Origin of the sequence: uncultured Idiomarina sp., from assembly GCF_964010655.1 — a bacterium.
Classification (GTDB): Bacteria; Pseudomonadota; Gammaproteobacteria; order Enterobacterales; family Alteromonadaceae; genus Idiomarina; species Idiomarina baltica.
In genome coordinates this window covers 50,982-63,782 of record NZ_CAXGLS010000004.1, presented here as the reverse complement: position 1 = coordinate 63,782, position 12,801 = coordinate 50,982, and the positions used below count along the sequence as shown (strand labels likewise).

11 protein-coding genes are annotated in these 12,801 nt (G+C 46.8%); 3 read left to right on the top strand and 8 right to left on the bottom strand.

The window, feature by feature from the left end:
* Nucleotides 1-5 precede the first annotated feature (5 nt).
* From astD to rpe, 7 genes are all read right to left on the bottom strand, one after another.
* On the bottom strand, nt 6-1,475 hold the full coding sequence (astD, locus tag ABNS04_RS02265) for a succinylglutamate-semialdehyde dehydrogenase (protein ID WP_272977778.1): 1,470 nt from the start codon (nt 1,473-1,475) through the stop codon (nt 6-8).
* 13 nt (nt 1,476-1,488) lie between these two features.
* On the bottom strand, nt 1,489-2,514 hold the full coding sequence (astA, locus tag ABNS04_RS02260; RefSeq protein ID WP_272977772.1) for an arginine N-succinyltransferase: 1,026 nt from the start codon (nt 2,512-2,514) through the stop codon (nt 1,489-1,491).
* A gap of 13 nt (nt 2,515-2,527) precedes the next feature.
* Nucleotides 2,528-3,730, bottom strand: coding sequence for an aspartate aminotransferase family protein (locus ABNS04_RS02255; protein ID WP_143441028.1), 1,203 nt, complete (start codon nt 3,728-3,730; stop codon nt 2,528-2,530).
* A 255-nt stretch (nt 3,731-3,985) separates the two neighbouring features.
* On the bottom strand, nt 3,986-5,164 hold the full coding sequence (locus ABNS04_RS02250) for an HDOD domain-containing protein (protein ID WP_272977773.1): 1,179 nt from the start codon (nt 5,162-5,164) through the stop codon (nt 3,986-3,988).
* A gap of 68 nt (nt 5,165-5,232) precedes the next feature.
* Nucleotides 5,233-5,817, bottom strand: a complete 585-nt coding sequence (locus tag ABNS04_RS02245; RefSeq protein WP_272977774.1) for an aminodeoxychorismate/anthranilate synthase component II — start codon at nt 5,815-5,817, stop codon at nt 5,233-5,235.
* 11 nt (nt 5,818-5,828) lie between these two features.
* Nucleotides 5,829-6,839: a tryptophan--tRNA ligase gene (gene trpS / locus ABNS04_RS02240; protein ID WP_006954389.1), complete on the bottom strand. Its 1,011-nt coding sequence runs from the start codon at nt 6,837-6,839 to the stop codon at nt 5,829-5,831.
* A gap of 26 nt (nt 6,840-6,865) precedes the next feature.
* Nucleotides 6,866-7,531 (bottom strand): ribulose-phosphate 3-epimerase, encoded by a 666-nt coding sequence (gene rpe / locus ABNS04_RS02235; protein WP_006954390.1) that lies wholly within the window; start codon nt 7,529-7,531, stop codon nt 6,866-6,868.
* 133 nt (nt 7,532-7,664) lie between these two features.
* Between rpe and ABNS04_RS02230 the strand changes: the two genes are divergently transcribed.
* Nucleotides 7,665-7,997: a hypothetical protein gene (locus ABNS04_RS02230; RefSeq protein WP_272977777.1), complete on the top strand. Its 333-nt coding sequence runs from the start codon at nt 7,665-7,667 to the stop codon at nt 7,995-7,997.
* Between the two features lie 24 nt (nt 7,998-8,021).
* Entirely contained in the window at nt 8,022-8,219 is a 198-nt protein-coding gene (locus ABNS04_RS02225) for a DUF2970 domain-containing protein (protein WP_006954392.1), read from the top strand.
* 6 nt (nt 8,220-8,225) lie between these two features.
* Here the strand turns inward: ABNS04_RS02225 and prlC are convergent, their stop codons facing one another.
* The gene (gene prlC / locus ABNS04_RS02220; RefSeq protein WP_348671174.1) at nt 8,226-10,274 is read right to left on the bottom strand and encodes an oligopeptidase A; all 2,049 of its coding nucleotides are present in this window, start codon (nt 10,272-10,274) and stop codon (nt 8,226-8,228) included.
* Nucleotides 10,275-10,411: 137 nt separating this feature from the next.
* Between prlC and ABNS04_RS02215 the strand changes: the two genes are divergently transcribed.
* Nucleotides 10,412-12,736: a S9 family peptidase gene (locus ABNS04_RS02215; RefSeq protein WP_272977587.1), complete on the top strand. Its 2,325-nt coding sequence runs from the start codon at nt 10,412-10,414 to the stop codon at nt 12,734-12,736.
* The last annotated feature ends 65 nt before the right edge of the window (nt 12,737-12,801 follow it).

The window sequence follows — 12,801 nt, the reverse complement described above, 5'->3', positions numbered from 1 at the left end:
ACTTATTAAAATTTTAGCCCCGGCGCTAGTGTTTCGGGCAAACTTTGTGTATCGGCTTCGACAGATGCCACAGGGTAAGAGCAGTAATCTGCCGCATAATAAGCACTTGCGCGGTGGTTACCGCTCGCACCAATGCCACCAAAAGGAGCTGCACTGCTTGCACCTGTGATCGGTTTGTTCCAATTAACAATGCCAGCACGAATGTGCTTAAAGAAATGACGATAGGTCGCTTCGTCATCACACAGAATGCCTGCTGACAACCCATAGCGCGTATCGTTTGCTTTAGCAATCGCATCGTCTAGATCGTTAAAGCGGTATACTTTAAGCATTGGACCAAAGTATTCTTCATCGGGCGCATTTTCGACACCGGACATATCAATAATACCTGGCGTAACAAAGCCTAAGTTACTGTCTTTCTGCTTGAGCTTAACCAATGGTTTACCACCGAGTTGGACAAGCTCATTCTGCGCATCCACCATTTGACTCGCGGCTTTTGCAGAAATCATTGCGCCCATGAACGGCTGAGGGTCAGCATCGTAGTCATCAACGAGGATGTTTTCGGTCACTTCTACCAAACGGTCGAGTACTTTGCCGCCCATTTCGGTGTTTTCGATAAACAGTTTACGCGCACAAGTACAACGCTGACCTGAAGTGATAAACGCTGACTGGACAATGTTATGTACAGCGGCATCGACATCAGTAATGTTGGTAACGATTAACGGGTTATTGCCGCCCATTTCCAACGCTAAGATTTTATCAGGACGTCCACCAAATTGTTTATGTAACAAGTGCCCGGTATTCGAAGATCCCGTAAAGTATAGGCCGTCGATCTGTGGATGGACTGACAGCGCTTTACCGGTCTCAACTTCACCCTGAACCAAGTTCAGCACGCCCGCCGGAAGCCCGGCTTCTTGCCACAACTCGACCGTGACCTGAGCCACATGAGGCGTCAGCTCAGACGGCTTAAACACCACCGTGTTGCCAGCGATCAAAGCAGGGACAATGTGACCGTTCGGTAAGTGCCCTGGGAAGTTATAGGGACCATAAACAGCGACTACCCCATGAGGCTTGTGACGAATAAACGCCTTCGCGCCTGGCATCTCGTTTTCAACCGTGCCTGTACGCTCTTGATATGCGCGCTCAGAAATGCCCACTTTACCGATCATCGCACCCACTTCAGTGCGTGTTTCCCAAACCGGTTTACCCGTTTCGGCCGCCATCACGCGTGCTAAACGTTCTTTGTTTTGCTCAAGTAATTCCGAAAACTTTTTACAAATGGCTAAGCGATCTTCAAATGAAGTGTGAGACCACTCAGGAAATGCCGCGCGAGCAGCCATAACCGCTGCATCAACTTGTTGCTCGGATGCACTTTCACCACTCCAAACAACTTCATTACGTGCAGGATCAATCGACTTAAAGGTTTTACCTTCGCCCGCGAGCCATTGATCGTTAATAAACTGTACATTAGAACTCATCATTGTTCTCCTGTTACAGAGCCACGATACGCACCGTATCGCCCTCAGAAAGATTCAATTTATCCGCTTGCTCAGCGCTCAATTGCACTTTTTCAGAGCCGTCAACGTGACGAACCTGAGCTGCTCTAAATGATTCAATTTGTGTGTTGCATATAATATGAGGTGTTGCACTCTCAGCATCTACTGGCGTATCGACCAGCACCACCTCTTTTAAAACACTATTACGTACACTACGTAAGTTCTGGACTTCTGCCTCAACCGTTGGTCCTGCGTCGAAAATATCGACAAAGCCACGGAACCTAAAGCCTTCAGACTCGAGTAGTTTTAACGCCGGTCGCGTATTATCGTGCACTTTGCCGATCACTTCTCTTGCCTTCTCTGGCAACAGTGATGTGTAAATCGGGTAGCGCGGCATGAGTTCAGCAATAAAGGTTTTATCGCCAATACCACTCAAGTAATCTGCTTTGGGGAAGTCCATCGAGAAAAAATGTTGTTCCAACCAATCCCAGAAAGGTGATGCACCATCGTCGTCACACACGCCACGCATTTCGGCAATCACCCAATCGCTAAAGCGTTGTTTGAATTGCGCTAAAAACAGCATCCGAAAACGTGAAAGCGTGCGGCCATTTAGGTTGTGACGATACGGTTCACGTAAGAACAACGTGCATAGCTCTGAAACACCTGTGTAGTCATTACATAATGACAGTGTCTCGAGCGTGTTATGAATGTTTAGCTTCTCAGAATGGTGCACGACCTTACCTAAGCGGTAATGCCAAAACGCTTCCGTCAACCCAACGGCTGCCTCAATACCACTGACACCGGCAATTTCGCCCGTTTCGGTATCTTCCATGACGAACAGATAACTTTCATCGCCTGGGGTCGCTACATCTTGCTTGGCAAAAGCAGCTTGCGCTCGAGCGATTCTTCGCTCGAGCAAACCTTGATCAATTGGCAACGATGTAAATCCATGCCCAGACTCTACCGCACAACTATATAGCGCTTCGTAATCTGCTGCCTCTATCGGTCGAATAACCAACATACAGGGTCCTCAATTAACCAACGACTTGAGCAACGGCGTGCTCAAAACGTTTGAGACCTTCCTTGATATCCGCTTCAGGGATAATAAGCGAAGGTGTGAATCGAATAACGCTGGCGCCAGCAACCAAAACCATAACGCCGTGCTCTTGACCCGCGAGCAAGAAATCGCGTGCACGACCTTCAAATTGCTCAGTAAGCTCCGCGCCAATCAGACAGCCCATGCCTCGTACTTCTTTAAACACATTGTATTTGTCGTTAATTGCAGCGAGGTGCTCTTTAATCATTGCTTCGCGCTGCTTAACACCTTCAAGCACGGTCTCTGTATTTACTACTTCTAGAACCGCTTCTGATACGGCACATGCCAACGGGTTACCGCCATAAGTACTACCATGCGTGCCTGGTTTTAAATGCTCTGCAATTGCCGCAGTCGTCAACATTGCACCGATTGGGAAACCACCACCCAATGACTTAGCAGAGGTTAGAATATCTGGCGTCACGCCAAGTTGCTCATACGCATACAACGTACCGGTACGACCAAAGCCAGTCTGGACTTCATCAAAAATCAATAACGCATTGTGTTTATCACACAATTCGCGAACTTGTTTTACGAAGTCCTGCTCTGGAGGGACAACGCCACCCTCACCTTGCAATGGCTCCATCATCACCGCACAGGTCTCGTCATCGATAAGTTTCGCCAATGCATCAGCATCATTGTAAGGTACGTGTTCAATCGCACCTGGCTTTGGACCAAAGCCATCAGAATAAGCAGGCTGACCACCAACCGTGACGGTGAAGAAGGTACGACCGTGGAAGCCTTTGTTAAAGGCAATAATTTTTTGTTTTTGTTCGCCGTGCACATCAATCGCCCAACGACGCGCCAGTTTTAACGCAGCTTCGTTTGCCTCAGCACCCGAGTTGGCGTAGTAAACACGGTCAGCGAAAGTCGCGTCAGTTAACTTCTTAGCTAAACGAATCGCCGGTTCGTTAGTAAACACGTTACTTAAGTGCCAAAGCTTTTGGCTTTGCTCATGAAGCGCGTTTACCATTGCCGGGTGACAATGACCTAGACAGTTAACGGCAATACCACCAGCAAAATCAATGTACTCTTTTCCCGCTTGGTCCCAAACACGTGAACCTTCACCTTTCACAGGCACCATTTGAGCGGGGTTATAGTTTGGCACCATCACGTCACTAAACATCTCACGCGTAACGGCCATTTTTGCTGAATTATCTGTCATTGCTCACTTCCTTATCGCTTACAGCGAATTAGTTAACTTAACAATCACGAATGATTTTAAAGGATATATTATGCCAAAAATTGAGCAATTTGTCTGCGTAAATCAGGTATGAATGGGGCGAAAGCCGTGATATGCAGTAGTTTTGCAAAGAATACGAATAACTATCCACAAACGCGGCTTAAAGTAGAATGAATACGCACAATTTTTTCTAAAGTTTAAAAACAGCGCGGTCGGTTACTTTGGCACGTTAAATTTTGGACGCTTCAAATTGAGCGTATTTAGTTCGGCAACAAGACCGGCGTCAACGTCATAGCGCCGCAGTAGATGTGAGCCCTCTTCAACACTGGCGAGCTCGACCTCACGTAACATACGAAACTCACAAAACGCATTTGCTTGGGACAAGACTTTCGCATAATCAGAGTCAAAGTCATCCACATCGTGCGCTTGGTGAAAGTTTTGCAAATGTTGACTGATCGGCACTCGCTGCAGACCCCACCCCTCAGAGACAATGTAACTTACACGCTTATCTTGCTCGAGCATCAAATTACGCAAAAATCGCTCGTCTGGTGTGATGCTGATGAGTGCGCTGTGGCGCTCTGGACTACTGTCGTTAATCGAAGCGATTGCCATTTCACGTTGGATCTCATCAAATACACGTAAGTACAATTTAGTCAGCGCCACTTTTCCTAATTCATGAAACATACCGAGCGTAAACGCCAAGACAGGATCCTTGAGTTGTTGCCGTTCGGCGATTGCTTGCGCGATGATCGCTGTTCCCAATGAATGTTCCCACACTTTCCTGCGAAACAATGTAAAGGGTTGCGTGGAAGGCGGCAGCCAGTTTTGCATGATGTAAGCAGGCGCCAATAAACGGAGGTTTTCCGTACCCATGAAGCTCATCGCTGTTCGCAGATTCTCTAGTTTTACTTTTTTACTCTGCTTACGTTGGTCAATAAATGGGGGCTGATTAACCGTTTTTAAGACTCCATTATGAAACCAATCCATGCCTTGCACGATATCTTCGATACGTCTCATCGACGCCGCTTTAGTGCTCAGAATATCAAGTAAATCCGGCAGTTTTTCAGGAAGCGGGATCAGCTTTTCACGGATATAATCTCTATCGTCAAGTTGAGCTAAAATACGACGATAGATATTTTCATGAAGCTCATCCGAAATCCGATCTTGGTAGCGTTGACGAGCACGCGCTAAACGTTCACGTTCATCATAGTTAATTTGTTCGACTTGCAATAACCGACGCTTCTGCTCTTGAACTTCACTTTCTACTCCATCCGCTTTATCTTTACTTTTACGGGCAAATGGAAAGCTAATCAGATAGTTAATAAAACGCTTCTCAAGACGAAATGCGGGGTCCTTGCTTCCACCTTCGGTCGATACAGCAAAAAAATCAAACATTTAACAGTATACTCTTGTTAACAATAGCTGGCTCAAATACACATAGAATGGCGCAAGACTATAGCATGCTAGGAGTTTAGCTCTGCTAAAAAGTTGCCAATAATCCTATGCCCCATTTTCGTAAGTACCGATTCTGGATGAAACTGCACGCCAAAAATTGGTAATCGCCGGTGCCTCATCCCCATCACCTCGACACCAAAATTGTCCGTTTCTACCCAGGCATCTACAACAAAGTCGTCCGGGATAGTATGTTGCTCAACAATCAGTGAGTGATATCGAGTTACTTCAATTGGCGACGGCAGCCCCATATAAAGTCCTTTTCCACTATGGGTTACCTCCGACACTTTTCCGTGCATGACACGTGGCGCTCTCACCACTTGCGCACCCCACACCTGAGCGATTGCCTGATGACCAAGACATACTCCGAGGATTGGCATATGGCCCGCACAAGCCTCTATCGCAGCCAACGACAGCCCGGCCTCATTAGGACTACAAGGCCCTGGCGAAATAACTAAGGCGCGAGGTTGCCGTGCCAGCAGTTCCGACAGCGAAATGGCGTCGTTACGCACGACCCATACCGACTCGCCTAGCTCCTCAAAGTAACGGGCTAAGTTGTAAGTGAATGAATCGTAGTTGTCGATTAACGCGATCACGCGTGGTGACCTCACTGACCGGGATATTGTACAAAGCCAACCGCTTTGTAGACATCTGACAGCGTTTGATGAGCAGCTTCCCGCGCCTTGTCAGCACCTTTCTTCATGACTTGATTTAAAAACTCACGGTCGTTTCGCATGTCGTGATAGCGTTGTTGAATCGGTTCCAGCATGGCGACGACAGCCTCTGCAACGTCTTTTTTCAAATGACCGTACATCTTATCTTCATACTCAGGGACAAGCTCATCAATACCACGACCTGTCGCTGCTGACATAATACTCAACAAATTGGACACACCCGGCTTCTCTTGTTGGTCAAAGTAAATGCGCGCTTTCTCATCCGAGTCAGTAACCGCTTTTTTGATTTTTTTGAGGATTTTTTTAGGTTCCTCTAATAAGCCCACATAGTTGTTCGGGTTGTCATCTGACTTTGACATTTTCTTCGTAGGGTCTTGTAGCGACATCACTCGAGCACCGACTTTAGGAATCATCGGCTCAGGAATTTTGAACACTTCTCCATACAAATTATTAAAGCGTTCAGCGACGTTTCGCGCGAGTTCCAAATGTTGTTTTTGATCATCACCCACCGGCACCTCGTTGGCTTGGTAGAGCAAAATATCAGCCGCCATCAGTGCTGGGTATGTGAATAGTCCCGCATTAATATTGTTGGCATGACGCTGCGACTTATCTTTAAACTGCGTCATTCGATTCAGTTCACCCATTTGCGTGTAGCAATTTAAAATCCACGCCAACTGGGCATGTTCTGGTACATGTGACTGAATAAATACTGTGCTTTGTTCGGGATCAAGACCGCAGGCGAGATACAATGCCAAACCATCAAGGGTCGCCTCTTGCAGTTTTTCAGGCTCCTGGCGCACAGTAATCGCATGCAGATCGACCAACATAAATTTGCAGTCGTGGGTCGCTTGCATATTCACCCACTGACGCAATGCGCCGATGTAATTACCAATTGATAGTTGTCCTGAGGGTTGGCAGCCACTTAATACAATAGGTTTCGACATCTTAATTTGCTTCCTAACTGAATAATTTAATTTGCGTTAATCGCTTGCTTCATCGTACGGATAACCTCGGCATAATCGTCGGCATTAAAAATCGCCGAACCTGCAACAAACATGTCGGCACCCGCCTGCGCAATTTCACCGATATTGTCGCAATTTACTCCACCGTCGACCTCTAAACGAATATCACGCCCACTTGCGTCAATCCGTTCGCGCACTTGACGAAGCTTATCTAACGTTCCCGGGATGAACTTCTGCCCCCCAAAACCAGGATTAACTGACATCAAGAGGATCAAATCGATTTTATCCATCACATAATCGAGATAATGCAATGGCGTCGCCGGATTAAATACGAGACCCGCCTGACACCCGTGTTCCTTTATTGTCTGAATCGTACGATCGACATGTTCAGATGCTTCCGGGTGAAAAGAAATAATAGAAGCTCCAGCCGCAGCAAAATCGGGCACGATTCGATCAACCGGCTTAACCATAAGGTGGACATCGATAGGTGCTGTGACGCCATAGTCCCGCAGCGCCTTACACACCATTGGACCAATGGTTAGATTGGGCACATAGTGATTGTCCATGACATCAAAGTGAATAACGTCAGCGCCCGCGGCTAACACATTATTCACTTCCTCGCCCAGACGCGCGAAGTCGGCAGATAAAATCGAGGGTGCAATTAACGGCTGCATGGGTCATCTCCGTTTTTAAAAGTGCGCGCATTATAGCACCGAAAAGATGACAAAAAAATTCGTAATATCGACTAGCATTTTCAGCAATTCGCTGATAAATTAATCAGAATTGTTAATGATAAAGGTGCTGACCATGAAAACATCCGCTAAATATGCAGCGCTCGCTGTCGGCGTGATTCTCACGGCTTCAGGCGTTTTTGCCCTGAACCAAGGTCCTGCTTTTGTCTCTAAACAAGCTGCTAACTCAACACAACGTTGCGAAGTGTTACTCAACGCCTCCGAAATTAAGCAGTCAAGTGCACAGTGCCAAGCACCTAGCACGAAAGTGACTTGGTCCAACTGGTTTAAAGGTGAGAGTCGCTCTACCCAGTTTCACTTCTTCGATTTAATCGAACTCCTCTTCAGCTCATCCGAAGAGCATACGCCCCAGTCGACCTCTAGCTATAATAGTCAGACAGCCTTATAACCGAATATTATGCAGATTGCGCGAATGAGCCAAGGCTCCATTTTGCAAACACTCTTGAGTGTTATTGCGGCTTTTTTTGGCGTACAAACAGATAAAAACCGCCAACGTGACTTCAATAAAAAAAGTCCTGTGCCTTTTATCGTCGTTGGCATCATTTTGGCGGTCTTAATGGTGATAGGCATTATGCTCATCGTCAAATGGGTGTTAGCCACCCATTCTTAATCGTTATTAATTGGCAATACCACTGTGACGGAGCAGTGCATTTATATCGGGTTCACGCCCTCTAAATTCGCTAAACAGTTCAGCGGCAGGTTGACTGCCTCCTCGCTCGAGAATTGCGTGTAAAAATTCGCGACCCGTTGCTCGATCAAAAATGCCATTTTCTTCAAATTTGGCAAACGCATCCGCTGACAACACTTCAGCCCATTTGTAGCTATAGTAGCCGGCAGCGTACCCCCCAGCAAAGATATGACCAAAGCTATGTTGAAAGCGATTATATTCTGGTGGGATACGCACAGCAACGTGCTCTCGAACACGTTGTAAGACGCCCGCAATATCTGCACCTTGCGCCGCATCAAACTCATAATGCAACTTCATATCAAATAGTGAAAACTCTAATTGCCTCACCATTTGCATCGCCGACTGGAAATTACGCGCCGCCAGCATGTTATCAAGTAAGTTTTGCGGGAGCGGTTCACCCGTCTCGTAGTGACCCGAAATATCGGCCAACGCCTCTGGTTCCCAACACCAGTTTTCAAGAAATTGGCTTGGTAACTCCACCGCATCCCATTCGACGCCATCAATACCTGACACGCCGCCCGTGTCTACTTGGGTAAGCATGTGGTGTAATCCATGCCCAAACTCGTGAAACAGAGTCAGAACTTCATCATGAGTAAACAGAGCCGGCTTATCTCCCACTGGCTTACTAAAGTTACACGTTAAAAATGCAACGGGATACTGTAACTCACCCTTACTATCACGATTGCGGCCAACAAAGTCAGCCATCCAAGCGCCACCACGTTTGCCAGCTCGCGCATATAAATCCATATAAAAGAAACCGCGTGTTTCACCATTGGCATCCGTAATCTCGTAAAAACGTACGGTTGGATGATAGGTGTCAATCTCCTTATGCTCCTTGATATGTATACCGAATAATCGGTTAACAACACTGAACAACCCATCCACTACCTTGTGCTCTGGAAAGTAAGGCTTAAGTTGCTCATCTGAAATCGCATATTCAGACTGTTTTAATTGCTCGCTATAATATGGAACATCCCACGCATCTAGGGTTTGTACTGACTGCGCTTTAGCAAAGTTTTCAATGGCTTGATAATCTGCTTTAGCCTGACCTAACGAACGCTCAGCCAAATCGTTTAGAAACGAAAGCACTTGATTAGGCGACTCGGCCATTTTGGTTGCCAGAGACATTTCAGCGTAATTATCAAACCCGAGTAAGTTAGCAAGCTCATGACGAAGGGCTAACGTTTCATTCATCACGTCGGAGTTATCATACTCACCTGCATTCGGACCGACATCCGATGCTCGTGTGACAAAAGCCTGATACATCGCCTTACGGAATTCGACATTATCGGCATACAACATGACGGGTAGATAGCTCGGAATATCAAGGGTAAACAACCAACCCTCCTTTTCCGCTTCCTGTGCCGCCTCTTTCGCAGCCTCAATCGCGCTATCGGGTAACCCGCTCAGTTGCGTTTCATCGGTTATATGATAATGCCAGGCGTGGGTGGCATCTAACAGATTGTTACTAAACTGAGACGATAATTCAGACAAGCGACTAGTGATTTCCGCGTAACGCTTCTTCTCGTTCTCAGGTAGGTCCACGCCCGACAGTTTGAAGTCGCGCAAGGTATCATTAATTAGCTTCTGCTGTGACCGATTCAGCGTAGAATATTCGTCACCATTAGCAAGTGCTTGGTAGCCTGCAAACAGCCCTTGATGCTGACCTACGTAAGTCGCATACTCAGACAGCAAAGCTAAGCATGCGTCGTGCGCGTTACGGAGCTCAGGCTCACTCATCACCGAATTTAAGTGTGACACCGGTGCCCACACTTTTTGGATACGTTCATCCGCACGTTGCAACGGCTCAACAAACCCTTGCCAAGTAAATTGTTTGGTATCAAGCACCTTATCAACCGTGCTTTTCGCATCGTTAATAACTTGTTCAATCGCGGGTTCTATGTGCGTTGGCTTAATCGCCGCAAATTTTGGCAACGCATTATGATTGTTAGCGACTTCAAGTAGTGGGTTCGACATCTTTACCCTTCCTTATAAAACCGATTAATTTAACTCTTATATTGGGCAGTTTGTCCAATCTTCAACCATAAACACTGATTTTCTGGCGCGCATCGGGTATCCTTTTTATGTTTTAAATAACAAGATGGAAACCGACTATGAATTTTAAAGCGTCAACCTTTAGCGCACTGAAGCCGCTAAAGCGGGGGCTAACACTGGTAAGTTTTGCGACGCTCGTTGCTCTTTCTGGTTGTAGCTCTATGTCGAATCAGTCTGTGGATAAAAATGACTCGGTAGCAGCTCAATCCACTGAGGGTCAGCTCTCTTTACAAGACATTTTTGCGAGTGATAAATTTCGTGTAAAGCGTCCTGCACCAACACGCTGGCTAGAAGATGGTTCGGGCTATACGACCCTTGAGTCATCAAAACAGGTAAAAGGTCGCGATATTGTCCGTTACCACCCCGAAACCAATGCGCGCGATATTATGGTATCAGCGCAAGCACTCACACCAGAAGGCTGGGATCACGCGCTTGATATTGCAGATTACCAATGGTCTAACGACGGCGATAAAGTATTAATTTTCACTAATACTAAACGCAGTTGGCGTACGCATACACTGGGCGACTATTGGGTCCTGAATCGCACAACCGGTGAATTGCGTCAGTTGGGCGGTGATGCGCCTGAATCAACGCTTCAGTTTGCAAAATTTAATCCACAAGGCACTAAAGTCGCTTACGTGATGCAGAACAACATTTACGTACAAGACTTGGATACGTTTAACATTCAAACGTTAACTAATGACGGTAGCAACACCATTGTTAACGGTACCTTTGACTGGGTTAACGAAGAAGAATTCTTCTTGCGTGATGGTTTCCGCTGGAGTCCTGATGGTCAGCACATTGCTTACTGGCAGTTAGATACGGAAGGCACACCGACCTTTACGATGATCAATAACACCGACTCGCTTTATCCAACGTTAAAGCAGTTCCCTTACCCTAAAGTGGGTGAAACCAACGCTGCCATGCGTATTGGCGTGATGCCAGCAGACGGAGGCGACACCACGTGGATGCAACTGCCTGGCGACCCACGCATGCACTACCTCGTACGCATGAATTGGGCGGGTAATTCAAGCCAACTGTTAATTCAACAACTCACGCGTAAACAAGACGTCAATCGCGTTTACCTGAGTGACATCAGCAACGGACGTAGTCAAAAATTATTAAGTGAAACAACCGACTCGTGGGCCGAATACGTTGATGACGTCAAGTTCCTCGATAATGGCAAGTCATTCACTTGGCTGAGCGAGCGCTCTGGATACCGTCATATTTACCGTGTTGAACGTGATACCGGCAAGATGACGACGATTACTCGCGGTAACTGGGACGTGGTTGAAGTCTTGCGTATTAACGAAAACGACGGCTGGGTTTACTTTATTGCATCACCTGAAACGCCACTCGAGCGCTATTTATTCCGTGCCAAACTCGATGGTAGTGGTGTATTAGAGCGTTTAACGCCTGATCAACCAGGCACTCACAGTTATAGTGTTTCACAAGATGCAAAATACGCCGAGCACACCTATAGCGACGTCAACCATGTTCCCGTGACTGATATGGTCAGTTTGCCCGACCACAAAGTTATTCGTACGGTTGTCGCTAACGATGATGCACAAAAGGCCGTCGAGAAGATCAACCACAAGCCGCTAGAGTTTTTCCGAGTATCCGCCCGTGATGGGTTAGCGCTTGATGGCTATATCATGCGTCCGACTGACTTTGACCCTAATAAAAAGTATCCCATTTTATTCTATGTTTATGGTGAACCATGGGGTCAAACGGTTGCTAATCGCTGGGGTGGTTGGTTGTATCTTTGGCATACCATGCTAACCCAACAAGGCTATATCGTAGCTTCAATTGATAACCGCGGAACTAAATCTCCACGGGGCTTCGATTGGCGTCGTTCGATTTACAAAAATCTCGGTGTTGTGACTGTTCGTGATCAGTACGATGCACTGCAAGAAATGGCAAAACGTTGGGATTACATCGATACCGATCGTGTCGGCATCTGGGGTCACAGTGGCGGCGGTTCACAAACACTGAACGCCCTATTCCGTTATCCTGAAGCCTACGATATGGGTATGGCACTCGCCCCCGTACCAGACTTAACGCTATACGACACAATTTACCAAGAGCGTTACTCAGGTCTGTTGCCGGAATCAGCTGAACGTTATAAAGAAACTTCAGCTATCACTCACGCCAAAAATCTCGAGGGTGATTTGCTACTGATCCACGGTACCGGCGACGATAACGTCCACTTCCAGGGCAGTGAACGCTTAGTCAACGAATTGATTAAATACAATAAGCAGTTTGAATTTTTTGCTTATCCCAATCGTTCACACGGTCTTTATGAGGGCGAGGGTACCACGCTACACCTTCGGACCATGATGACTGAGTTCTTGAAGGAGAACCTGCCAGCAGGTGCTCGCTAACTGATCTTCCGATTAAGTTAATCGGTATTAACCACTGATAAACCCCGTATCTTCGTTGCATGATA